This window comes from Streptomyces sp. NPDC006435, assembly GCF_040612315.1.
Lineage (GTDB): Bacteria > Actinomycetota > Actinomycetes > Streptomycetales > Streptomycetaceae > Streptomyces.
Genome location: NZ_JBEXPY010000013.1, coordinates 132,484 through 155,926 on the forward strand (window position 1 = coordinate 132,484; position 23,443 = coordinate 155,926).

The following is a 23,443-nucleotide window of genomic DNA, read 5'->3' on the forward strand; positions in this document are numbered from 1 at the left end:
GCGTGCTGCGGTCCCGCCGGTGCTCACGTGCCGTCCGGCACGGGGGCGTGCAGGAACGCGGTGGTGGTGCCGACGAGATCGGCGAGGAAGAACGCGTCGTCGGTCAGCGGCTCGACGCCGTCGAGACGCCGGCGGGCACGGTCGGCCAGTGCCGCGCCGATCAGGGCGAGCGCCAGGTCCAGGCGCTCCAGGCGCACGGGTTCGGGCAGCCCGCCCAGGCGGTCCCCGAGGCGGGCGATCAGCCGCCCGTAGCCGGTGTCGCCCAGGACGGGGTGCGGGCTGCCGGTCCGCAGCCCGGTCTCATGGGTGAGCCGGGACGAGATCCGCAGACAGCGCAGACCCCGGTCGTCGGCGAGCAGGCTCGCCTCGGCCGTCACCAGCGCGGTGAGCAGTTCCGGTACGCCGCAGTCCTCGTCCAGGGCGTCGAGCAGGGGGGCCAGCACCCGTTCGGTACGGGCCTGGCGGCCCGTCATCACGGCGTCGAGCAGCCCGGCCCGGGAACCGAAGTGGTACTGGACCGCGGAGGGGTTGCTCTGGCCCGCCAGCCGGACGATGTCCCGCAGCTGGGCGCCGTCGGGCCCCTGTGCGGCGAAGACCTCCTCGGCCGCGCGGATCAGCTTCTCCCTGGTCTCCTGACCGGACGTTCGCGCCATACGGGCATTCTAATGCTGGCCATTATTAAAAACCAGTGCGCCCGTCCCGGGGGCCGGGCGGGCCCGCTCAGTGCGGCTGGAGGCTCTTCTCGCGGCGCCCGCCCACGGGCCCCTCCGGCATCGCCGGGTGCAGCCCGAGCAGCACGATCCCGACGACGATCGCGACGAGCCCGACCGCCTGCCAGACCAGCGCACCGGCATCGGTGCGCAGTTGGTCACCGAGGAAACCGACCCCGCAGGCGATCCCGGCCAGCGGCTGGGAGGCGGTCAGCGGGGGCAGCGAGACCCGCAGCGGGCCCGTCTCGAACGCGCTCTGCACCAGGAGCAGTCCGGTGATGCCCAGCGCCAGCACGGCGTACGGCTGCCACCCCGTCACCAGCGCCTCCCAGCCGCCGCCGGACAGCAGTTGCCCGCTGACCCGGGTGAGGGCGTCCTGGAGTCCGTACAGCAGACCGGCCGCCACCGCGAGCAGGGCCGGGGCGGCCCCCGACACGGAGCGTCGGGCGATGGTGGTGAGCAGCAGGGCGGTGCCCACGACCACGCCGATCACCGACCAGTGCCGCAGTGCGCTGGACACCGCCTCGCCGCCCTGCGGCCGGCCCGCCAGCAGGAAGACCGCGACCCCGCCGGCCAGCAGCCAGAGCCCGGCCCAGCCCTGACGGCCGAGCCGCTGGCCGGTGCGGTGCCGGGACAGGGCCATCGCGAAGAGCAGATTGGTCGCGAGGAGCGGCTCGACGACGGACACCTCGCCCTTGCCCAGGGCCAGGGCGCCCAGCACCATGCCGCAGACCATCAGCCCGATCCCGGCCAGCCAGCTCGGCACCCGCATCAGGTCCAGCAGCAGCCGGGGGGAGAGGTAGTCGCTCCTCGGGGCGTGCGAGGCGGCGGCCTGCTGCAGGACGAAACCGAATCCCAGGCAGCAGGCGGCACCCATGGCGAGGAGGAGGACCGGCACCGACACGCTTCCACCTAGAGTCAGGCCAGAAATGGGTGGATTTGTACCGACGATAACGGCTACGCCCCCAGGACGCGGCCGGAGCGCCGCCGACCGGGCGGTTGACGCCGCGGCGGCCGGGTGCCGAAGATCTGACGCACCAGTAACTTCCGGCTCCGGAACCGGACCGCGGCCGCGACCGGATCGCCCCGACAGGATGGGACCACCCATGGCGTACGACGCTGACGTGATCGTGATCGGGGCAGGACTCGCCGGTCTGGTGGCCACCGCCGAACTGGTCGACGCGGGCCGTTCGGTGATCCTGCTCGACCAGGAGCCCGAGCAGTCGATCGGCGGCCAGGCGCACTGGTCCTTCGGCGGGCTCTTCCTCGTCGACTCGCCCGAGCAGCGCCGGATGCGGATCAAGGACAGCCACGAGCTGGCCCTCCAGGACTGGCTCGGCACGGCCGGCTTCGACCGCGAGGAGGACCACTGGCCGCGGAAGTGGGCCGAGGCGTACGTCGACTTCGCGGCCGGCGAGAAGCGCTCCTGGCTGCACGCCCAGGGGCTGCGGATCTTCCCCGTCGTCGGCTGGGCCGAGCGCGGCGGCTACGACGCCAACGGCCACGGCAACTCCGTGCCCCGCTTCCACATCACCTGGGGCACCGGCCCCGGCATCGTCGCCCCCTTCGAGCGCCGGGTGCGCGCGGGCGCCGCCAAGGGCCTCGTGCGGTTCCGGTTCCGGCACCGGGTCACGGGGCTCGGCCGCACCGCGGGCACCGTCGACACGGTGACCGGCGAGGTGCTGGAGCAGAGCGCGGCGGCCCGCGGCACCGCGAGCAGCCGCCGGGCGACCGGCACGTTCGAGCTGAGGGCCCAGGCGGTGATCGTCACCTCCGGCGGCATCGGCGGCAATCACGACCTGGTGCGCGAGCAGTGGCCCGCCCGGCTCGGCACCCCGCCCGCGAAGATGCTCTCCGGCGTCCCCGCCCACGTCGACGGCCTCATGCTCGCCGTCGCCGAGAAGGCGGGCGCCCACCACATCAACCGCGACCGCATGTGGCACTACACCGAGGGCATCGAGAACTGGAACCCGATCTGGGCCAGGCACGGCATCCGGATCCTGCCCGGGCCCTCCTCGCTCTGGCTCGACGCCCGGGGCAAGCGGCTGCCGGTCCCGCTCTTCCCGGGTTTCGACACCCTCGGCACCCTCGAACACATCATGAAGTCGGGCCACGACCACACCTGGTTCGTCCTCGACCGGAAGATCATCGGCAAGGAGTTCGCGCTCTCCGGCTCCGAGCAGAACCCCGACCTGACCGGGAAGTCGATCCGGGGCGTGATCGGCCGGGCCCGCGCGGACGTACCGGCGCCGGTGCAGGCGTTCATGGACAACGGCGTGGACTTCGTGGTCGAGAAGGACCTCGCCGCCCTGGTCCGGGGCATGAACGCGCTCACCGACGAGCCGCTGATCGACGAGGCCGAACTGCGCCGCGAGATCACCGCCCGGGACCGGGAGATCACCAACCCGTTCACCAAGGACCTCCAGATCACCGCGATGCGCGGGGCCCGCGCCTACCTCGGCGACAAGCTGATCCGCACGGCGCCGCCGCACCGCATCCTGGACCCCGACGCCGGCCCGCTGATCGCCGTACGGCTGAACATCCTGACCCGCAAGTCGCTCGGCGGGCTGGAGACGGACCTGTCCTCCCGGGTCCTGACCGCGGACGGCACGCCCCTGCCGGGGGTGTACGCGGCGGGGGAGGCGGCCGGTTTCGGCGGCGGCGGGGTGCACGGTTACCGCTCGCTGGAGGGGACCTTCCTCGGCGGCTGCATCTTCTCCGGCCGGGCGGCGGGCCGGGCGGCGGCGCAGGCCGTCGTCTGAGCAGGCCGTCGTCCGAGGCGGCTCGCGGCGGACCGCGGGGCCGTCCGTCCGGCCCGCCCCGGACGCGGCGGCCCCGCCGCCTACAGCTCCTTCGCCCCCGCGACGGGGTCCAGCAGCTCGACGACGCGGAACCGTTCGGCGACGACCATGGTGTCGTCGTCGACGGTGAACTCCGGGTCGCCGAGCGCCTCCCGCATCTCGTCGCTGTGCCAGAACTTCTCGTGCCCCGCACGCCACTCGGCCACCGAGGTGTAGCCCTCGCCCTCGTCGACCGCGTGCTGGAGGTCGACGTCCCCCAGACGCAGCACCCGTACCTCCGACACCTCCAGCACCGCGATCTCCCGGCCGTCCGAGTCGATCAGCGCGGACCGCTCGCCCACCGGCGGCAGCTCCTCCCGCTCCACCTCGTACTCCGCGAGCAGCCCGGTCGTCGAGACCTTCGCACCGGTGAGGACCGCCCCGACCAGCTGATCGCGCAGCGGTCCCGGGAAGGCGAGCAGGAAGGGCTTGAGGGGTTCACGGTTCGACATGGCGCCAAGTCTGGCACGCGCCGCCGGGCCCGGCGGCGGGGCGGGCACCGGCCCCGGACGCCAACCCGGTGCGCGAGGGCCGCAGTTGGCGCGGGGGCGAGGACCTCGGCCCGGTACGACGACGGCGCCCGCCGGACCCGGTGCACGCCGAGGCGTGTGCACCGGACCGACGGACGCCGTCGGGGACGGTCCCCGGGCGAAACCCCGGTGGGAGGAGGACCGTGCGGGAGGCCGCCGTCGCCAGGGCCGCTCGTCCGGATCGGGCCGGACCCGGACGAAGGACCCTAGAGGATCAGCGACAGCAGCAGGACGAAGACGAGCGAGACCACGGAGATGATGGTCTCCATGACCGACCAGGTCTTCACCGTCTGGCCGACGCTCATGCCGAAGTACTCCTTCACCAGCCAGAAACCGGCGTCGTTGACGTGGCTGAAGAAGAGGGAGCCGGCGCCGACGGCGAGGACCAGCAGGGCGGCGTGGGTCGTGGACATGTCGGCGGCCAGCGGGGCGACCAGACCGGCCGCCGAGATGGTGGCCACGGTCGCCGAACCGGTCGCGAGCCGGATCGCGACGGCGATCAGCCAGCCCAGCAGCAGCGCGGGGATCGACCAGTCCTCGGAGAAGTCCAGGATCATCCGGCCCACGCCGGCGTCGATGAGGGTCTGCTTGAAACCGCCGCCCGCGCCCACGATCAGCAGCACGCCCGCGATCGGGGCCAGGGACTTCTCGACGGTGACGGAGAGCCGGTCCTTGGAGAAACCGGCCGCCCGGCCCAGCGTGAACATGCCGACCACGACGGCCGCGAGCAGCGCGATCAGCGGCGAGCCGATCACATCGGTGACCCGCTGGACACCCTGCTCAGGGTCGTCCACGACGATGTCGACCAGGGCCTTGACCAGCATCAGCACGACGGGCAGCAGAATCGTCGCCAGGGTGGCGCCGAAGCCGGGACGGCGGTCCAGGTCCTCCGAGGGACGTTGCGGAATCATCTTCTCCGGCGCCTCGATGTCCACCCAGCGCGCCGCGTAGCGGGAGAAGACCGGCCCCGCGATGATCACGGTCGGTATCGCGACCAGCACGCCCAGCGCCAGCGTGACGCCGAGGTTGGCGTCCAGGGCGTCGATCGCCACCAGCGGGCCGGGGTGCGGCGGGATCAGCCCGTGCATCACGGAGAGACCGGCCAGCGCCGGGATGCCGATCCGCATCAGGGAGTAGTTGCCGCGCTTCGCGACGAGCAGCACCACCGGGATCAGCAGCACGATCCCGACCTCGAAGAACAGCGGCAGGCCGATGATCGAGGCGATCAGCACCATCGCCCACGGCATGGTCCGCCCGCCCGCCCGGGCGAGGATGGTGTCGACGATCTGGTCCGCGCCGCCGGAGTCGGCCAGCAGCTTGCCCAGGATCGCGCCGAGCGCGATCAGCACGCCGACGCCCGCGACGGTCGAGCCGAGACCGGCGGTGAAACTGGCGATCGTCTTCGCCGGGGCGGCCCCGGCGAACGAACCGAGCGCCAGCGAGCCGATGGTCAGCGCGAGGAACGCGTGCACCTTGAACTTGGTGATGAGCAGGACGATGACGGCGATGCCCGCCAGGACTGCGATGCCCAGCTGAGCGTTGCCTGCCGAGGTGATCGGTTCGGCGGCGTCCGCTGCCAGCATCTCGACGCTGAGACTGGTCACGGTGGTGGTCCTTAGTCGTCGAGCCGGCGCAACGCGGCGACGGCCCGCTGGGTGATTTCTTCGGGGGTGCCGGACACGTCGACCGAGACCCCGGTCTCGTCCTCCCGCAGCGGCTGCAGGGTGGCGAACTGCGAGTCGAGCAGCGCGGTGGGCATGAAGTGGCCCTTGCGCCCGGCCATGCGCTTCTCGATCAGGGGCCGGTCGCCGGTCAGATGGAGGAAGACCGCGTCCGGGGCCCCGTCACGCAGCCGGTCCCGGTAGACCCGCTTGAGCGCCGAGCTGCTCACCACTCCGCCGAGCCCCGCCCGGCCGTGCGCCCACCGGCCGATCGCGTCGAGCCAGGGCCACCGGTCCTCGTCGTCCAGCGGGACGCCGGCCGACATCTTGGCGATGTTCGCCGCGGGATGGAAGTCGTCGCCCTCGGCGTACGGAACGCCCAGTTCGGCGGCGAGCAGGGGGCCGATCGTGGTCTTGCCGGTCCCTGCCACGCCCATCACCACGATGACGTGGGGGGTGCTCATTGGTGGTGCCTCGCAGTCTTCGTCGATGTCTTCCTCGACATCGGTCCGTCGCGCTACTGAAACCCAAACGTACGACTTATTCAAGATGCTGTGACATAAACGTCGTACTTTTTGTTCCCGAGGGGCGCCCCTTAGGCTGGTGCCCATGACCACACAGGGCCCCGGGCTGCATACACACGTGCTGGACACCCTGGGTCTGGAGATCGCCGCGGGGGTGCACGAGCCGGGACAGGTGCTGCGCACCGACGAGCTCGCCCGGCGCTTCGACGTCTCGCGCACCGTCGTGCGCGAGGTGGTCCGGGTGCTGGAGTCCATGCACCTGGTCGAGTCCCGGCGCCGGGTCGGCGTGACCGTGCGGCCCACCGAGACGTGGAACGTGTACGACCCGCAGGTCATCCGCTGGCGGCTGGCCGGCAGCGACCGCCCGCGCCAGCTGCGCTCCCTGACCGTGCTGCGCTCGGCCGTCGAACCGGTCGCGGCCGGTCTCGCCGCCCGCAACGCCACCCCGGAGCAGTGCGCGGCCCTCACCGAGTGCGCGCTCGGCATGGTCGCCACCTCGCGCGGCCAGCAGCTGGAGGGCTATCTGGAGCACGACATCGCGTTCCACCGGATCGTGCTCAACGCCTCCGGCAACGAGATGTTCGCGCGGCTCGGCGACGTCGTCGCCGAGGTCCTGGCGGGCCGCACCCACCACCAGGTGATGTTCGAGGACCCCGACCCGACGGCCGTCACCCTCCACGTCCGGGTCGCCGAAGCGGTGCGCGAGGGCGATGCCGCCGGGGCCGAGCGGCTGACGAAGGAGATCGCGGTGGGCGCCCTGCACGAACTGGACGTCCTCGCGCCCTGACCCCTGCCCCCGACCGCCCGTCGGGGCCCGCGTCGGGAGCCCCGGACGTGCGGCGGCCCCCGCGGAACGATCCCGCGGGGGCCGCCGACGAGCCGGGCCGGGGCCGGTCAGCCGCCGTGCCCCTGATGGCCGCCGTGCCCGGCGCCGTGGTCGAACTTCACCGCCTCGGGCGGCATCACGACGAACGGCCGCATCATGCCCATGTCCTCGTGCTCCAGCAGATGGCAGTGGTACATGAACCGCCCGTACGCCCCGTCGAACTTCCCGATCACCTTCACCAACTGCCCCGCCGGCACCCGGAAGACGTCCTTCCAGCCCTGCTCGTTCGGCGCCACCGGGACCGTGGTGCCGTGGTCGAACGCCACGGGGGAGCGGGTCCCGCCGACGGCCGGGTCGAAGCCGTCGATCTCGTACGCCTCCCGGCCCATCACCTGGAAGTCCGCCAGGTGGATGTGCATCGGATGCGTCGGACCGCCCAGGTTGAGGAACGACCACTGCTCGAACGAGCCCTCGCCGACCGTGAAGCCGAGCCCGTCGTTGAAGGTCCGCGAGATCCTGCGGTACGTGCGCACCGTGCCGTCCTCGCCCCGGACCTGGATGACGCCGTCCGAGGGCACCTGGACCCCGTCGGCGTCCTCGACCTCCGCCATCTCCCAGATCTCCGGGTGACCGCCGCCGCCGACCGTGCCGGGCACCGTCAGCACCACGAGCCGGTGCCCGTGCTCCACCCGGCCGTGCTCGTACCGCCGGAAGGAACCCGACAGCACCTCGGGCAGCTCGAAACCGTCCCGCCGCCCCGTCTCCCGCACCCGGAACTCCATCACCTGCGGGAACGGTACGTTCGCCGCCGGGTCCGGCACCCCCGGGCCGAGCCCGCCGCGGTTGACCAGCCGGACCCGGCGCCCGGCCAGCGCCGAGAAGTCGATCAGCAGGTCCATCCGCTCGGCCGGGGCGATCGTCAGCCCCGGCAGCACCTCGTCGAAGTCGACCGGCACCGGGCGCGGCAACAGCCCGCCGTCGCTGCCGATCTGCCGGATCGCGCCCGGCACCGGGTTGTTCCCCTCGTCGACCAGCACCAGGTCGTAGGTCCGCGCGTTGGACGCGTTGACCAGCCGGAAGCGGTACCAGGCGTCGTCCACGTCCAGATGCGGCCAGATGCGCCCGTTGACCGTCGTGTACGGGCCGAAGAACGGCAGCGACACCGGCTTGCCGGTCTCCGGATCGGCCTCGGTGATCACCGTCGTCTTGTGCAGCAGCCGCCCGTTGAGCCGGCCGTCCGCGTCGGTGTCCAGGTTGCGGTCGGTGAGGATCAGCGGCAGCTCCCGGTCGCCGGACGGCAGGCCGAGCGCGTCCTCCTCGTCGTCCCGGACCAGATAGGTGCCGACGAGCCCGGCGTACACGTTCCACCGGGTGATGTTCATGGCGTGGTCGTGGTACCACCACTGGGCGGCCTGGTGGTCGTTCGGGTACTCCGACAGCTGCGCGTCGCCGAAGCCGACCGCGTTGTCCGCCCAGCCGTCGTTGCCGCCCCCGGTCTGCGCCCCGTGCAGATGCGTCACCGTCCAGGCGGGCAGCGCGGCCACGTCCGGGTCCGGCTCGACGCCGTCGCGCCCGGGACGGTTGTGCGGCGCGGGTTCGCCCGGCTTGACCGGGCCGACCGCCACCGCCGTGACCGGGTACTCGCTGCCCTTGGGAATGCGGTTGGTCCAGGCGATCCGCACCCGCTGCCCGCGCCGCACCTCGATGGTCGGTCCCGGCACCGTGCCGTTGTAGCCCCACATCAGGGTCGGCGGCAGCTGCGCGTGCAGTCGCACCCAGGTGGGCGACAGCGCGATCTCGGTCTCGCGGAGCACGTCACCGCTCTGCGGGCGCAGCACCGGCGGTACGGGCAACGGGTCGACGTACGGCACGAGTCCGCCGACCGGTGCCACGGGCGCGGCCGCCCCGGGAACCGGAACCGGATCCTCGGTCCGCCGGTCCGCCCCATCCATGGTTTCAGTGATCTCGATCAAGGTTCTTCCCCCCATGATCCTTCAATCCACTGCTGATGGACCGCGAGACCCCTGCCCCCGCAGGTATCGGTCCGACGGCCCCTGCACATCAAAGGACGACTCGGAAAGCGCCGGAGTTCACGGATATGCGGCATCTGACCGAAAGAAGTGCATCCCGCCGGGTGTACGGCAGTTGTTTCCCGCCAATGCGGCGCGCCGCCGTGACACCCTCGCGGGGCGTACGGTTGGTCGCGTTGGATCTTCGCGAAATGACGGAAACAGGGAGACCGCGGTATGTCGCAGCAGGTGCAAGGGGTCATCGCACCGGGGAAGAACGAGCCGGTACGGGTCGAGACGATCGTGATCCCGGACCCGGGCCCCGGTGAGGCCGTGGTGAAGATCCAGGCGTGCGGCGTCTGCCACACCGATCTGCACTACAAGCAGGGCGGGATCAACGACGACTTCCCGTTCCTGCTCGGCCACGAGGCGTCCGGCGTCGTGGAGTCCGTCGGCGAGGGCGTCACGGACGTCGCGCCCGGCGACTTCGTCGTCCTCAACTGGCGTGCCGTGTGCGGCCAGTGCCGGGCGTGTCTGCGCGGCCGCCCCTGGTACTGCTTCGACACCCACAACGCGAAGCAGAGGATGACGCTGCTCGACGGCACGGAGCTGTCGCCGGCGCTCGGCATCGGTGCGTTCGCCGAGAAGACCCTGGTCGCCGCCGGGCAGTGCACCAAGGTCGACCCGGAGGTCTCCCCGGCCGTCGCCGGGCTGCTCGGCTGCGGCGTGATGGCGGGCATCGGCGCCGCCATCAACACCGGCCAGGTCGGCCGCGGCGACTCGGTCGCCGTGATCGGCTGCGGCGGCGTCGGCGACGCGGCGATCGCGGGCGCCCGGCTGGCCGGCGCGGCGAAGATCATCGCCGTCGACATCGACGACCGCAAGCTGGAGACGGCGAGGACGATGGGTGCCACGCACACCGTCAACTCCCGCTCCACCGACCCGGTCGAGGCGATCCGCGCCCTGACCGACGGCAACGGCGCGGACGTGGTCATCGAGGCGGTCGGCCGCCCGGAGACGTACAAGCAGGCCTTCTACGCCCGCGACCTCGCGGGCACCGTCGTCCTGGTCGGCGTCCCCACCCCGGAGATGCAGCTGGAGCTCCCGCTGCTCGACGTCTTCGGCCGCGGCGGCTCGCTCAAGTCGTCCTGGTACGGGGACTGCCTGCCCTCGCGCGACTTCCCGATGCTCGTCGACCTGCACCAGCAGGGCCGGATCGACCTCGCCGCGTTCGTCACCGAGACCATCGGGCTCGGCGACGTCGAGCAGGCGTTCGCCCGGATGCACGACGGCGACGTGCTGCGCTCGGTGGTGATCCTCTGATGGCCGCCCGCATCGACCACCTCGTCACCTCCGGCACCTTCGCCCTCGACGGCGGGGAGTGGGACGTCGACAACAACGTCTGGATCGTCGGCGACGACACCGAGGCGATCGTCATCGACGCTGCCCACGACGCCGACGCCATCGAGGCCGCGCTGAACGGCCGTACGCTGCGTGCCATCGTCTGCACGCACGCGCACAACGACCACATCGACGCCGCCCCCGCCCTCGCCGCCGCCACCGGCGCACCGGTCCTGCTGCACCCCGACGACCTGCCGCTGTGGAAGCAGACCCACCCGGACCGCGCCCCGGACGGCGAGCTGGCCGACGGTCAGGAACTGGAGGTCGCCGGAACCACCCTCCGGGTGCTGCACACCCCGGGACATGCCCCCGGTGCCGTCTGCCTGTATGCCCCCGGCCTGGGCACCGTCTTCACCGGCGACACCCTGTTCCAGGGCGGCCCCGGCGCCACCGGCCGGTCCTTCTCCCACTTCCCGACCATCGTCGGGTCGATCCGGGACCGGCTGCTCACCCTGCCGCCGGAGACCGCCGTCCGCACCGGGCACGGCGACTCCACGAGCATCGGCGCGGAGGCCCCGCACCTCGACGAGTGGATCGCCCGCGGTCACTGAGGCCCCGCGGGGTGGCCGCCGGACCGGCGGCCACCCCGCGGACCCCGGTGCCCTGCCCGCTCACCGGTCCGGCCACGCGGTCAGCCGCAGCCCGCTCTCGAAGCGGCGCGCCTCGCCCGTGACCGGATCGGTGAACTCCAGGACCCGGGCGAGGAGCTGCAACGGACGCGACCAGTCGTCCGGGGCGGGCTCCGGCTCGACCACCGGATAGACCGGGTCGTGCACGATCGGCAGCCCCAGGCCGTTCATGTGGACCCGCAGCTGATGGGTCCGCCCGGTGGCGGGCAGCAGCCGGTAGCGACCGAGCCCCTCCCGGTGCTCCAGCAGCTCGATCCGGCTCTCGCTGTTCGGCGCACCCGGTTCCTCGCGGGCGGCGACGACCCCGCGCTCCTTCACGATCCGGCTGCGCACCGTCCGGGGGAGGACCGTCCGGGGATCGTACGGCGCCACCGCCTCGTACTCCTTGCGCACCAGCCGGTCCCGGAACATCGTCTGGTACGCGCCCCGCTCCCCGGACCGCACGACGAACAGCACCAGGCCCGCGGTCAGCCGGTCCAGCCGGTGCGCGGGCTGGAGCGCGGGCAGGTCCAGCTCCCGGCGCAGCCGGGCCACCGCGGTCTCGGTGACGTGCCGGCCGCGCGGGGTGGTCGCCAGGAAGTGCGGCTTGTCCGCGACGACGAGATGCGCGTCCCGGTGCACGACGCCGACCGGGAACGGCACCGGCTCCTCCGGCGCGAAATCCCGGTGGAACCAGAGGTACCGGCCCGCCGCGTACGGCTCGTCGGCGGCCACGGCACCGTCCACGGACACGAACCGCCCCTCGGCGAACATGGCGTCCACCCGGGCCGCCCCGATCGCGTCCCCGAACCGCGCCAGCAGATGGTCGCGGACCGTCGGCCACGCCCCGTCCGGGTCCTCCGGGAGCCGCAGCCGCACCGGATCGATCCCGTACCGCTGCGCCAGCGGCGCCGCCGGGGCCTTCCCGCGCCCCCTCACGGGGCCACGCCCACCGGTACGACGGTGCTCATGGTTGCCGGCTCCTCGCTCGTCTCCCGGGCGTCCGTGAAGTGGCGCCGCCCGCCCGTCCGCGGCTCCCCGCGCCGTGGCGCGGGCACAACGCGAAGTGCCGGTCAGGATCTCTCCTGACCGGCACTCGCCGTTGTGTCCGAGGGGGGACTTGAACCCCCACACCCGATAAAGGGTACTAGCACCTCAAGCTAGCGCGTCTGCCATTCCGCCACCCGGACAGGGTGTCCGTCTCGCGGGCCGCTGCCCGTTCCGACGTGGAAAACAATAGCAAACATTCGGAGGTGCTCGATCACGCCCCGGACAGTGTGAAGGGCGCATGACGAGGGGCGGGTGGCCTTGGGCGCGCGGGCCGGGCGCGGGAGGATGAGAAGGGACACCAGGGCGACAGCGGAAGGAAGCAGCGTGAGCGAGACCAGCACGACCCGGACGGTCTCCGGCGAGGACGAGGTCGTGGACCTCTGCCGTGAGCTGATCCGGATCGACACCAGCAACTACGGGGACCACTCGGGGCCGGGGGAGCGGCGCGCGGCCGAGTACGTCGCGGAGCAGCTCGCCGAGGTCGGACTGGAGCCGCAGATCTTCGAATCCCACAAGGGCCGGGCATCGACGGTGGCGCGGATCGAGGGCGAGGACCCGTCCAGGCCCGCGCTGCTGATCCACGGCCACACCGACGTGGTTCCGGCCAACGCGCACGACTGGACGCACCACCCGTTCTCGGGCGAGATCGCGGACGGCTGCGTGTGGGGCCGCGGCGCGGTCGACATGAAGGACATGGACGCGATGACCCTCGCGGTCGTCCGCGACCGGATGCGCAGCGGCCGCAAGCCCCCGCGCGACATCGTCCTGGCCTTCCTCGCGGACGAGGAGGCGGGCGGCACGTACGGCGCGCGATACCTGGTCGACAAGCACCCCGGCCTCTTCGAGGGGGTCAGCGAGGCGATCGGCGAGGTCGGCGGCTTCTCCTTCACGGTCAACGAGAACCTGCGGCTCTACCTCGTCGAGACCGCCCAGAAGGGCATGCACTGGATGCGGCTCACCGTGGACGGCACCGCCGGCCACGGCTCGATGACCAACGACGACAACGCGATCACCGAGCTCTGCGAGGCGGTCGGGCGGCTCGGGCGGCACAAGTGGCCGGTCCGGGTGACCAAGACGGTGCGCTCCTTCCTCGACGAGTTGTCCGACGCGCTCGGCACCCCGCTCGACCCGGAGGACATGGAGGCCACGCTCGCCAAGCTGGGCGGTATCGCCAAGATGGTCGGCGCCACGCTCCGCAACTCCGCCGCCCCCACCATGCTCGGCGCCGGCTACAAGGTGAACGTGATCCCCGGCCAGGCCACCGCCCACGTCGACGGCCGGTTCCTGCCCGGCTTCGAGCAGGAGTTCCTGGCCGACCTGGACCGGATCCTCGGCCCGCGGGTGAAGCGCGAGGACGTGCACGGCGACAAGGCGCTGGAGACCAGCTTCGACGGCGCGCTCGTCGACGCCATGCAGGTCGCCCTGAAGGCGGAGGACCCGATCGCGCGCGCCGTGCCGTACATGCTCTCCGGCGGCACCGACGCGAAGTCCTTCGACGACCTCGGTATCCGCTGCTTCGGCTTCGCCCCGCTGAAGCTGCCGCCGGAGCTCGACTTCGCGGGCATGTTCCACGGAGTGGACGAGCGGGTGCCGGTGGACGGGCTGAAGTTCGGCGTGCGGGTGCTCGACCGGTTCATCGACAACTGCTGAGTCCCGCCGGTTTTCCGCCGACTTTCCGCCCGCTTCCCGCATCGGTAATCGGCAGCGTGTGCGCATTTGACCGGAACGAGTGAAAGGAACCATACGCTCGTAGCCCGATTACCTCTTCCTCGTTACACGTGATGCGGTCCGCGGCTGGGACCGCATTGCCAACTAGGAGGAATCATGATCAAGAAGGTCGTCGCTGCTGCGGCTGTCACTGGCGGTCTGGTGCTCGCGGGCGCGGGCATGGCCGTCGCGGACTCCGGCGCCCAGGGTGCCGCGGTCGGCAGCCCCGGCGTGATCTCGGGCAACACCATCCAGGTGCCGATCCACATCCCGCTGAACGTGTGCGGCAACACGATCAACGTGATCGGGCTGCTGAACCCCGCCTTCGGCAACACCTGCGTCAACGCCTGACGTTGTGCGTCAACCCTTGAGGGTTTGAACCCGGTCGGCCCCGGAGTGCACGCCATGCACTCCGGGGCCACTGGTACTCCGCCCCCGCACGGTCGAGTCCGGGGGTTTTCCGGAAGGTCAGAAGGCAGGAAACACCTATGCGACAGGTCACGCGCAAAGGCCTGATCACCATGGCGGCCGCGGGCGGCGCACTCGCGCTGAGCGGCGGCTACGCGCACGCCGACGCGGGAGCGTCCGGCGGCGCAACGGATTCCCCGGGGGTGCTTTCAGGGAATTCGGTACAGATCCCGGTGCACGTGCCGGTCAACGTGTGCGGCAACTCCGTGGACGTCGTGGCGCTGCTCAACCCGGCGTTCGGAAACACCTGCGGGAACAGCTCGCAGGACGGCTCCCAGGGCAAGCACGCCTCCGGCAGCCAGGTCTCCGGCGACCTCACCGACGCGAGCCGGCCGGGCAACGGCAAGCACCGGGCCCCGCTCGGCGGCGGGGCCACGGCCCAGGGCGTCACGAAGGGTTCGCCGGGCGTGCTGTCCGGCAACAACATCGCGGTGCCCATCGACATCCCCGTGAACGTCTGCGGGAACAGCATCACCGTCGGCGGTCTGCTCAACCCGACCTTCGGCAACGACTGCGAGAACGGCACGGACGTCGTCACGCCGCCGCCCGTCGAACCCCCGGTCACCGAGCCCGAGCCTCCGACCCCGGAGAAGCCGACCGTGCCCAACAAGCCCGAACCGCAGCACGTCGAACAGCTCGCGCACACCGGCGCGGGCGGGCTCGACCTGCTGGTCCCGGCGAGCGCGGGGCTGCTGCTCGCGGGCGCGGGCACCGTGCTCTACCGCCGCGCCCGGATGTCCGCATAACGGACCGGAGCGGTGACGCGAACACGATGAGAACGAACGGGCCCCGCCACCGCGGGGCCCGTTCCGTCTCACCAGGTGGCGCGGAGCTGGCGGATGATCCGTCGGCGCAGCCGCACCCTGCGGCTGCCGTCGCGACGCAGCGTCAGCCGGTCCAACTCCCAGTGACCGTATTCGGCGTGGTCGGTCAGCAGGCGGGCCGTCTCCTTGCGGGAGACCCCGCGCGGTACGTACACATCGACAAATTCGTATTCCGGCATCGCATCTATTGTGCGGGCAGAGCCCGTGTACGGATAGCGTCTGCACCATGTCTGATGCTGCGCAGCCCACCGCTGCCGAGGTACGCGCCGCCGCGGAGGCGGTCAAAGCCGCGCTCGACCACCATCTCGCGGCGGTCGAACGCCGTACCGGGGACGACGACACGGCCGTCTACGACGCGTTCAACGCACTGGCCGCTGCCGCCGAGTCCTACGACGAGTTGCTCTACGACCGCTACGACGAAGTCACTCCCTTCGAGATCCCGGGTGCGCAGGACGCGCTTCCGCCGTACGCCGGACCCGAGGAGCCGAACGCGCTCAGCGTGCTGATCCGGCGCGACTACGCAGTGGTGGAACCGCCGAGGCTGCTCGCACAGGCCCAGCGGATCGCCGACCTCGACCGGGACGACCGGGGCGAGTACGCCGCGGTCGTCGGCTCCAGCGTCCACGCGGCGCTCGGCGTGCTCTTCGGGGAGTACGAACCGGACGAGATCGCCTCCAGGCACACGGAGTTCGGGCTGGAGGAGGGCGACTCCACGCTGTGGGTCACGGCCGCCGAGGAACTTCCCGAGGCGGGGGAGTGGCTCGGCGCGCCGTTCGACGAGGCGGACCCGCAACTGGTGGTCTGCCGCTTCGACGTCAGCGCCGTCTTCGACGAGGACGAACCGGAGGAGGAACCCCGCATGGCCGCGGACGGTTCCTGACCCGCCGGCCGGGCGGGCCCCGACCGGGCCCGCCCGACGCCCGGATCACCGGGCGGCCGCCTCCAGCAGGTCGCGCAGCCGCGTCGTGCGGTCCTGGGCCGGGGACTGGGCGACCGCGCGCGGGAGCGCCTGATCCACCCCGTGCACGACGGACAGATGGCGCTCGCCGCGCCCGAAGGCGGTGTACACCCAGGCCCGGCTGAGCCCCTGCGCCGCGTCGCCCGGCAGCACGACGACCACCGCGGGCCACCGCGTCCCGGCCGCCTGGTGGGCGCTGAGGGCCCAGCCGTGGCGCACGACGGACTCCACCCGCCCCTGCGGCACGACGACCTCCGTGCCCCCGCAGTCCAGGTGCAGGCCCTCGGCGTCCGCCGAGACGACCACTGCGGGCACGGTCCTGCCGGGCGCCGGGACGTGGACGACGCGGTCGCCCGGGTCGAAGCCGCCGAACCGGCCGGGGCCGGGGTTGAGGCGCTGCTTCAGCGCCGCGTTCAGTGCCCGGGTGCCCGCCGAGCCGCCATGGCCGACGGTGATCACCTGGGTGTCGGACGACGGCACGCCGATGGCGCGCGGCACCGAGTCGGCCACCAGCTGCACGGTGCGGTGCACCGCCTCGCCCGCGTCGCGCACGGGGACGATCACCACCTCCCGGCCGGGCGCCTCGACCTGGTTCAGCTCGCCGATGCCGATGCCGGAGACCAGTTCGCCGATCGGTCCCGGGTCGGGGGTCCGGGAGGCGATCTGCGGGCAGCTGCGGGCCGCGAGCACATCCGCGAACACCCGCCCCGCACCGGCCGATCCCAGCACTCCGGGGTCGCCGCTGAGCACCAGGCGGGTGCCGTCGGCCAGGGACTCGACCAGCATCGCGGCGGTCTCGACGTCCAGTTGCGGGGCGTCGAGCACGACGAGCAGGTCGACGGCGAGCGCGCCCTCCTCGTCCCGCCCGGGGCCCTCCGTGCCGGAGAGCAGCCCGGCGAGCGTGACGGCCGTCGCCGGGTCGCCGGTCGCGCCGGCCAGCCGGTGCCTGCCGTCGGCGCTGTGCGTGGCGCCCAGGGCGCGCAGCCCCAGGCCGCGGGCCGCGGTGATCAGGGCGGCGGGTTCGGCCCGGGCGGCCTCGCCGCCGGTGTGGGCCACCAGGCCGTGGGCCGCGACCGTGCGGATCAGCTCGGACGCCGAGGAGGAGCCCGCGGCCGAGGCCGCCTCCGTCCAGTCGGCGTCCTTCTCGCAGGCGTTGACCAGCCGGGCGAGACCGTCGGCGAGGCTCTCCTCGGCGAGTGCGTAGCGGTCGAGGCCGAGCAGCACCCGTACGGGCTCCGGCTCCGGCCCGTCGCCGTCGTCGGGGCCGTCGGCCGGCGCACCGGGCTCCTCGGCGGCCTCGGGCTCCGGGTCCTCGGGGCCCTCCCGGAAGGCCAGGACGACGCCCTCGGCCACGGCGTGCTCCACGGCCGCCCCGGGGTCGGTCACCGCGTGTCCGGCGAGCGCGGCCCGTACGGTCTCGGCGTCCTGCGCCGTATGGCCCCGCAGCGCGGCCCGCTCCAGCAGCAGACCGATCAGGGCGGCGGTCCGCCGCTCGTCGTCCGGGCCGCACCCGGCACCGAGCAGGGCCCGGGCGAACCCGTCCGCCTGCTCGGGGCGGACCCCCGGCACGGCCAGCAGGCGCCACGGGTCCTCGCGCAGCGCTTCGGCCGCCTGCGCGCCGAGAACCTCGGCCACCGGGCCCGCCAGCGCCGCCGGGGCCCCGCCCTCGGCCAGCACGGCGGCGGTCGCGGCCAGTGCCTCGGGCGGGGCGCTGCGGGGCGCCGGTGCCGGTTCGGGCGTGCGCGGACGCGCCGGTTCGGGAGCGGGTGCGGGCCGGTCGGGGGCGGCGGCGGGCGCGGGCCGGTCGAGGAACGGGGCGGCGGGCTTCTCGCCGCTCTCCACGGCCCGTACGGCGGCCAGCAGGTCGGCCGCCGTGCCGCTCAGCTTCGCACCGGCGGAGATGGGGCCCTTCTTCTCGGCCTTGCGCTTCTCGATCCGCTCCCGGAACTCGCGCTGGGCGGCGAGCTCGGCCTCGGCCTCGGAAAGCGCGGGCGCGGCGCCGTCCCCGGCGTCGGTGGCGGCTTCGGCCCCGTCCCCGGCGGCGTCGGTCGTGGCCTCGTCCCCGTCCCCGTCCTCGGTGGCCTCGCTCCCGCCGTCCTCCTCCACCGCGTCCCCGGCCGGGGCGTGCTCCTCGTCACCGGTGGACGGGGCGGGCACGGCGGGGGAGGGGGCCACGACGTCGTCGTCGGCGGCGGCCGGGGAGCCGGGGGTCTCCCCCCGGGGAAGCGCAGTCACAGCGTGCTCCAGTCCTGATCGGGATAGCGGTGCACGGGCGCCGACACGTCGTCGAGCGCCTGGCAGATCTCGTCAGGAAGACTAAGCGCCTCCACCGACAACGCCTCCGTGAGCTGCTGCGCGTTGCGCGCGCCGACGATCGGGGCGACCACACCGGGCCGGTCGCGCACCCAGGCGAGCGCCACCTGGAGCGGCGTCGTGGCCAGACCGTCCGCGGCCGTGGTCACCGCGTCCACGATGTGGCCCGCCGCCGTGTCCAGGTACGGCTCGACGAACGGGGCCAGCAGCTCCGAGGCACCGCGGGAGTCCGACGGGGTGCCCGTCCGGTACTTCCCGGTCAGCACCCCGCGGCCCAGCGGCGAGGACGGCAGCAGCCCGATGCCGAGATCGAGGGCGGCGGGCAGCACCTCGCGCTCCACCCCCCGTTGCAGCAGCGAGTACTCCATCTGTGTGCTTGCCAGCCGGGTGCGCGCCCCGGGCGCGGCGAGCTGCCAGGTGGCCGCCTTCGCCAGCTGCCAGCCGCAGAAGTTCGACACCCCCGCGTACCGGGCGCGCCCCGTGGAGACCGCCAGGTCCACCGCCTGGAGGGTCTCCTCCAGCGGGGTCCCCGGGTCGAAGGCGTGCAGCTGCCAGAGATCCACGTGATCCGTGCCGAGCCGTTCCAGGGAGGCGTCCAGCGCGGCCAGCAGATGCCCGCGCGACCCGTCGAACCTGCGGTACGGGTCGGCCACGCTGCCCGCCTTCGTCGCGATGACCAGGTCCTCCCGCGGCACCAGGCCCGCGACGAGCCGCCCGAGCAGGTACTCGGCCTCCCCGCCGCCGTAGACATCGGCCGTGTCGACCAGCGTGCCGCCCACTTCCCAGAAGGCCTTGAGCTGTTCGGCGGCGTCGTGCTCGTCGGTGTCCCGGCCCCAGGTGAGGGTGCCGAGCCCGATCCGGGACACTCGAAGGCCGGTCCGGCCGAGATGCCTCTGCTCCATGGGCGCTGAGATTACTGGCCAGAGCCCCACTCGGTGGAGGCCTGTGGACGGCCGCGCCCCGAAGTCGCCCCTGACGGAACCGGGGGCCGCGCGCTAGAGTCCGGGGTCCAGGGACGTTACTGATCGGTAAGGGAGCGGTTATGCGGCTCGGCATCAATCTCGGTTACTGGGGCGCGGGAATGGACGGCGACAATCTGGCCGTCGCCCAGGAGGCCGACCGGCTCGGGTACGACGTCTGCTGGGCGGCCGAGGCGTACGGCTCCGACGCCCCGACCGTGCTCTCCTGGGTCGCGGCCCGGACCGAGTCCATCGACGTCGGCTCCGCGATCATGCAGATCCCGGCCCGCCAGCCCGCCATGACGGCGATGACCGCCGCCACCCTCGACTCGCTCTCCGGCGGCCGGTTCCGGCTCGGCCTCGGCGTTTCGGGGCCGCAGGTCTCCGAGGGCTGGTACGGCGTCAAGTTCGACAAGCCGCTGGCCCGCACCCGCGAGTACGTCGAGATCGTCCGCAGGGCGATGTCCCGCGAGCGGCTCTCGTACCAGGGGCAGCACTGGACGCTGCCGCTGCCGGACGGACCGGGCAAGCCCATCAAGCTGACCGTCCACCCGCAGCGCGAGCACATCCCGGTCTACATCGCGGCGATCGGCCCGAAGAACCTGGAGCAGACCGGCGAGATCGCCGACGGCGCGCTGCTGATCTTCCCCTCCGCGGAGCACCTGGAGGACACCGCCCTGAAGTACCTGCGGGCGGGCCGCGAGAAGGCCGGTCTGACCATGGACGGCTTCGACGTGTGCCCCACCCTGCCGCTCGCCGTCGGCGACGACGTCAACGGTCTCGCCGACATGTTCCGCCCGTACACGGCCCTGTACGTGGGCGGCATGGGAAGCCGCAAGCAGAACTTCTACAACCAGCTCGCGCAGCGCATGGGCTACGAGAAGGAAGCCGCCGAGATCCAGGACAAGTACCTGTCCGGCGACAAGAACGGCGCCGCGGCCGCCGTGCCGCACCAGCTGATCGACCAGACCGCGCTGCTCGGCCCGATCGAGCGGATCGCCGAACGGATGCAGGCGTACGCCGCCGCGGGCGTCACGACCCTGACCCTTGCCCCGGCCGGCTTCACGCTCGACGAGCGGATCACGGCCCTGCGGGCCGGCACGGACGCGATGGAGCGTGCCGGACTCGCGTGACGCACAGGCCCCCTGCGGGGGCGGGCCGTGGCGGGGGCTCGGGGCCTCCCCGCCACGGCCGTCGTGCGTATCAACGCGCCAGGGGGCGGACGGTTACGCGGCCCGGCGCGCACGGTGCCGCCGCGCGCCGGGCGGCCGCCGCGCCACCGCCCCATCCGGCGTAGCCGGGACCCGCTTCCTGTTGCCCGGCCGGGCGTGCCGCATTTGACTGTCGCTCGGCGGATGCCGGTACGGAGGTGGCAGTGATGCTCTCGGCGAAGAGCCTGTTCCAGGAGATCCTCGACGACGACGAGGCATTCCGGCTGTTCTGTTCCATCGCGGCCGGCGGGGAGTCCCAGGGCGGCTGGGAGAACGGCCGCATCGCGGCCCTGGCGCCCGACAGCCAGCGGGCCCTGGCCCCCAAGATCGCACGGCACGGCGCCGACGAGGACAAGCACGGCAGGATCTTCGGCGCGCTGCTGAGGAAGCGCGGTCTGCGGCCGGTGGAGGTGCCGCGGGAGACCGACTACACGATGCTGCTGGAGCGGCAGGGCATCGGCCTCGGCCACGAGCGGCTGCGGCTGGACGAACCGCTCCTGGAGAGCGACATCATCACCTACCTCGCCCACAGCCGGGTCACCGAGCAGCGCGCCTCCGAACAGATGCGGCTGCTGCGCAAGCACTTCGCGGACCACCCCGACCTCGGCCGTGCCGTGAAGATGATCTCCAACGACGAGGACAACCACCTCGCGTACTGCCACGAGGAACTGCTCCGCCTCGCCCGCGCCGGGCACGGCCGCACGATCCAGCGCACCCTGCGCGAGTGCGCGCTCGCCGAGATCCGGGTGTACCGCGACGTCAGCCTCGCCGTGATGGCGCACATGGGCCGCATCCTGGGCTGGTCCCGGGCCAGGGCGGCGGTGCTGGCCGCGGGCATCCACGGCGTCCACGCGTACGAACGGCTCGTGGGCTGGCGGCGCATGGTGAGCCTGGAGCAGCCCGAACGGCGCGACGCCCTGGGCGGCCCCGCCGCGCAGATGCCGGAGTTCGCCTGACCCCGGCGGGGCGCCGGACCGCTCCCCGGCCCGCCGGGCCGCGCCGTCCGGACCCTCAGAGCCAGCCGCGCCGCTTGAACAGCCGGTACAGGGCGAGGACCGCGGAGACCATCAGCACGATCACCGCCGGGTACGCCCACACCTGGCCGAGTTCCGGCATGTGCTCGAAGTTCATGCCGTAGATCCCCGCCACCATGGTCGGCACGGCGGCCATCGCCGCCCAGGCCGAGATCTTGCGCATGTCGTCGTTCTGCCGCACCCCCACCTGGGCCAGATGGGCCGAGAGGATGTCGGAGAGCAGCCGGTCCAGCCCCTCCACGTACTCGTTCGCGCGCGTCAGGTGGTCGTTCACGTCCCGGAAGAACGGCTGCGAGTGCTCGTGGACGAACGGCACCTCCGCGCTCGCCAGCCGGGCCATGGGGGCGCCGAGCGGCCCGGCGGCCCGGCGGAACTCCAGGATCTGCCGCTTGAAGGTGTAGATGCGCGACGCGGTGTTCTTGTCGCCGCCCCCGCCGGCCGGGGCGAACACCTTCGTCTCCAGCTCCTCCAGGTCCACCTGGAGCTCGCCCGCCACCTCGATGTAGTGGTCGACGACCGCGTCGCTGACCGCGTACAGCACCGCGGTCGGCCCGTGCTTGAGCACCTCCGGCTCGGACTCCAGCCGGCGCCGTACCGCGGCGAGCGGCGAGCCCTCCCCGTGCCGGACCGTCACGACGAACGAGTCGCCTATGAAGGCCATCAGCTCGCCGGTGGTGACGGTGTCGTCCCGATGGTCGTACACCACCGGCTTGATGACCGCGAAGAGCGAGTCGTCGTAGACCTCCAGCTTGGGACGCTGGTGCGCGCTCAGGGCGTCCTCCACCGCCAGCGGATGCAGCCCGAACTCGCTGCTGACGAGGTCGAACTCCTTCTCCGTGGGTTCGTGCAGACCGATCCAGAGGAACGCGTCCCCGTTGGCCCGCGCCTCGGCGAGGGCGTCGGAGAGGTCGGCGGGGCCGTCCGTACGGCGCCCGTCCCGGTAGATGGCACAGTCCACGATCACGGCGGGCATTCTTCCCTGCCCGGCTCCCCGGCGCACCCTGTCGTCGACGGCGGCCTACGCTGGCCCGTATGCCCACCCTGATCCTCGTACGCCACGGACGTTCCACCGCCAACACGGCAGGGGTGCTCGCGGGCCGCACCCCCGGTGTCGGGCTCGACGAGCGCGGCGCCGCACAGGCCGCGGCGCTGCCCGGCCGGCTGGCCGAGCTGCCCCTGGCCGCCGCCGTCAGCAGCCCCCTGCAGCGGTGCCGGGAGACCCTGCGGCCACTGCTCGACGCCCGCCCCGAGCTGGAGCCGTACACGGAGGAGCGGATCAACGAGTGCGACTACGGCGACTGGTCGGGGCGCAAGCTCGCCGAGCTCACCGACGAACCGCTGATGAACGTCGTGCAGCAGCACCCCTCCGCCGCGGCCTTCCCCGGCGGCGAGTCCATGCGCGCCATGCAGGCGCGCGCGGTCGACGCGGTCCGGGACTGGAACGCCCGGATCGCGGCCGGGCACGGCGAGGACGCCGCCTACGTGATGTGCTCGCACGGCGACATCATCAAGGCGATCGTCGCCGACGCGCTCGGCCTGCACCTCGACCTCTTCCAGCGGATCCACGCCGACCCCTGCTCGGTCACCGCGATCCGCTACACCGGGCTGCGGCCCTTCCTGCTGCGGCTCGGCGACACCGGCGACCTCGCCCCGCTGGCACCGCGCGAACGCGGCGACGCGACGGACCCGGACCGGCGCCCGGAAGCGGACGCGGCGGTCGGTGGCGGCGCTGGGGCGCCGTGATCGCTCCGCGCAGTAGGGTGGACGCGCCGTGGGCGCCGTTTCCCGGGGGTCTCCCCGGCCCCGGCCG

At 72.8% G+C, this 23,443-nt stretch carries 22 protein-coding genes and 1 tRNA gene; 11 read left to right on the plus strand and 12 right to left on the minus strand.

Annotated features, from left to right (window positions below; genetic code table 11):
- Positions 1 to 23 precede the first annotated feature (23 nt).
- Positions 24 to 653, minus strand: coding sequence for a helix-turn-helix domain-containing protein (locus tag ABZZ04_RS16055; protein ID WP_356932814.1), 630 nt, complete (start codon positions 651 to 653; stop codon positions 24 to 26).
- 67 nt (positions 654 to 720) lie between these two features.
- Positions 721 to 1,614, minus strand: coding sequence for a DMT family transporter (locus ABZZ04_RS16060; protein ID WP_356932815.1), 894 nt, complete (start codon positions 1,612 to 1,614; stop codon positions 721 to 723).
- A 202-nt stretch (positions 1,615 to 1,816) separates the two neighbouring features.
- On the opposite strand from ABZZ04_RS16060, the gene ABZZ04_RS16065 reads away from it, so the two are divergent.
- Complete coding sequence (locus tag ABZZ04_RS16065; protein ID WP_356932816.1) at positions 1,817 to 3,472, plus strand: FAD-binding dehydrogenase; 1,656 nt, start codon at positions 1,817 to 1,819, stop codon at positions 3,470 to 3,472.
- Positions 3,473 to 3,552: 80 nt separating this feature from the next.
- Here the strand turns inward: ABZZ04_RS16065 and ABZZ04_RS16070 are convergent, their stop codons facing one another.
- From ABZZ04_RS16070 to ABZZ04_RS16080, 3 genes are all read right to left on the minus strand, one after another.
- Positions 3,553 to 4,002 carry an ASCH domain-containing protein gene (locus ABZZ04_RS16070; RefSeq protein WP_356932818.1) on the minus strand — a complete coding sequence of 150 codons (450 nt, stop codon included), beginning with the start codon at positions 4,000 to 4,002 and terminating at the stop codon, positions 3,553 to 3,555.
- Between the two features lie 284 nt (positions 4,003 to 4,286).
- Positions 4,287 to 5,684 (minus strand): gluconate:H+ symporter, encoded by a 1,398-nt coding sequence (locus ABZZ04_RS16075; RefSeq protein WP_356932819.1) that lies wholly within the window; start codon positions 5,682 to 5,684, stop codon positions 4,287 to 4,289.
- Between the two features lie 11 nt (positions 5,685 to 5,695).
- A complete protein-coding gene (locus ABZZ04_RS16080) occupies positions 5,696 to 6,205 on the minus strand; it encodes a gluconokinase (protein ID WP_356932820.1) in 510 nt (169 codons plus the stop codon).
- A 145-nt stretch (positions 6,206 to 6,350) separates the two neighbouring features.
- Between ABZZ04_RS16080 and ABZZ04_RS16085 the strand changes: the two genes are divergently transcribed.
- A complete protein-coding gene (locus ABZZ04_RS16085; protein WP_356932821.1) occupies positions 6,351 to 7,052 on the plus strand; it encodes an FCD domain-containing protein in 702 nt (233 codons plus the stop codon).
- Positions 7,053 to 7,159: 107 nt separating this feature from the next.
- Here the strand turns inward: ABZZ04_RS16085 and phsA are convergent, their stop codons facing one another.
- Complete coding sequence (gene phsA / locus ABZZ04_RS16090; RefSeq protein ID WP_356932852.1) at positions 7,160 to 9,055, minus strand: O-aminophenol oxidase PhsA; 1,896 nt, start codon at positions 9,053 to 9,055, stop codon at positions 7,160 to 7,162.
- A gap of 282 nt (positions 9,056 to 9,337) precedes the next feature.
- Between phsA and ABZZ04_RS16095 the strand changes: the two genes are divergently transcribed.
- Complete coding sequence (locus ABZZ04_RS16095; RefSeq protein ID WP_356932822.1) at positions 9,338 to 10,423, plus strand: S-(hydroxymethyl)mycothiol dehydrogenase; 1,086 nt, start codon at positions 9,338 to 9,340, stop codon at positions 10,421 to 10,423.
- Positions 10,423 to 11,052: an MBL fold metallo-hydrolase gene (locus ABZZ04_RS16100; protein ID WP_356932823.1), complete on the plus strand. Its 630-nt coding sequence runs from the start codon at positions 10,423 to 10,425 to the stop codon at positions 11,050 to 11,052. Before ABZZ04_RS16095 ends, ABZZ04_RS16100 begins: the two co-directional genes overlap by 1 nt.
- Before the next feature lie 60 nt (positions 11,053 to 11,112).
- On the opposite strand, the gene ABZZ04_RS16105 is transcribed toward ABZZ04_RS16100, so the two are convergent.
- Positions 11,113 to 12,048 (minus strand): pseudouridine synthase, encoded by a 936-nt coding sequence (locus ABZZ04_RS16105; RefSeq protein WP_356932824.1) that lies wholly within the window; start codon positions 12,046 to 12,048, stop codon positions 11,113 to 11,115.
- Positions 12,049 to 12,214: 166 nt separating this feature from the next.
- Positions 12,215 to 12,299 (minus strand) — tRNA-Leu (locus tag ABZZ04_RS16110).
- Positions 12,300 to 12,483: 184 nt separating this feature from the next.
- Between ABZZ04_RS16110 and ABZZ04_RS16115 the strand changes: the two genes are divergently transcribed.
- The 3 genes from ABZZ04_RS16115 (at position 12,484) to ABZZ04_RS16125 (ending at position 15,080) form a co-directional block, all read left to right on the plus strand.
- Entirely contained in the window at positions 12,484 to 13,809 is a 1,326-nt protein-coding gene (locus ABZZ04_RS16115; RefSeq protein ID WP_356932825.1) for a M20/M25/M40 family metallo-hydrolase, read from the plus strand.
- Between the two features lie 174 nt (positions 13,810 to 13,983).
- Positions 13,984 to 14,217: a chaplin gene (locus ABZZ04_RS16120; protein WP_356932826.1), complete on the plus strand. Its 234-nt coding sequence runs from the start codon at positions 13,984 to 13,986 to the stop codon at positions 14,215 to 14,217.
- Positions 14,218 to 14,354: 137 nt separating this feature from the next.
- Positions 14,355 to 15,080 carry a chaplin gene (locus tag ABZZ04_RS16125; protein WP_356932827.1) on the plus strand — a complete coding sequence of 242 codons (726 nt, stop codon included), beginning with the start codon at positions 14,355 to 14,357 and terminating at the stop codon, positions 15,078 to 15,080.
- A 68-nt stretch (positions 15,081 to 15,148) separates the two neighbouring features.
- On the opposite strand, the gene ABZZ04_RS16130 is transcribed toward ABZZ04_RS16125, so the two are convergent.
- Positions 15,149 to 15,337, minus strand: a complete 189-nt coding sequence (locus ABZZ04_RS16130; protein ID WP_030918345.1) for a DUF5703 family protein — start codon at positions 15,335 to 15,337, stop codon at positions 15,149 to 15,151.
- A gap of 47 nt (positions 15,338 to 15,384) precedes the next feature.
- Here ABZZ04_RS16130 and ABZZ04_RS16135 point away from each other — a divergent pair, with 47 nt between their 5' ends.
- Entirely contained in the window at positions 15,385 to 16,038 is a 654-nt protein-coding gene (locus ABZZ04_RS16135) for a hypothetical protein (RefSeq protein ID WP_356932828.1), read from the plus strand.
- 45 nt (positions 16,039 to 16,083) lie between these two features.
- On the opposite strand, the gene ABZZ04_RS16140 is transcribed toward ABZZ04_RS16135, so the two are convergent.
- A complete protein-coding gene (locus ABZZ04_RS16140; protein WP_356932853.1) occupies positions 16,084 to 18,222 on the minus strand; it encodes an ATP-dependent RecD-like DNA helicase in 2,139 nt (712 codons plus the stop codon).
- Positions 18,223 to 18,347: 125 nt separating this feature from the next.
- Positions 18,348 to 19,331 carry an aldo/keto reductase gene (locus ABZZ04_RS16145; RefSeq protein WP_356932829.1) on the minus strand — a complete coding sequence of 328 codons (984 nt, stop codon included), beginning with the start codon at positions 19,329 to 19,331 and terminating at the stop codon, positions 18,348 to 18,350.
- A gap of 140 nt (positions 19,332 to 19,471) precedes the next feature.
- Here ABZZ04_RS16145 and ABZZ04_RS16150 point away from each other — a divergent pair, with 140 nt between their 5' ends.
- Both ABZZ04_RS16150 and ABZZ04_RS16155 read left to right on the plus strand, forming a co-directional pair.
- Positions 19,472 to 20,521: an LLM class F420-dependent oxidoreductase gene (locus tag ABZZ04_RS16150; protein WP_356932830.1), complete on the plus strand. Its 1,050-nt coding sequence runs from the start codon at positions 19,472 to 19,474 to the stop codon at positions 20,519 to 20,521.
- 245 nt (positions 20,522 to 20,766) lie between these two features.
- Positions 20,767 to 21,555: a ferritin-like domain-containing protein gene (locus ABZZ04_RS16155; protein ID WP_356932831.1), complete on the plus strand. Its 789-nt coding sequence runs from the start codon at positions 20,767 to 20,769 to the stop codon at positions 21,553 to 21,555.
- Positions 21,556 to 21,610: 55 nt separating this feature from the next.
- Here the strand turns inward: ABZZ04_RS16155 and corA are convergent, their stop codons facing one another.
- Positions 21,611 to 22,606: a magnesium/cobalt transporter CorA gene (gene corA / locus ABZZ04_RS16160; protein ID WP_356932832.1), complete on the minus strand. Its 996-nt coding sequence runs from the start codon at positions 22,604 to 22,606 to the stop codon at positions 21,611 to 21,613.
- A gap of 59 nt (positions 22,607 to 22,665) precedes the next feature.
- Between corA and ABZZ04_RS16165 the strand changes: the two genes are divergently transcribed.
- Entirely contained in the window at positions 22,666 to 23,376 is a 711-nt protein-coding gene (locus ABZZ04_RS16165; RefSeq protein WP_356932833.1) for a histidine phosphatase family protein, read from the plus strand.
- Positions 23,377 to 23,443: the final 67 nt, after the last annotated feature.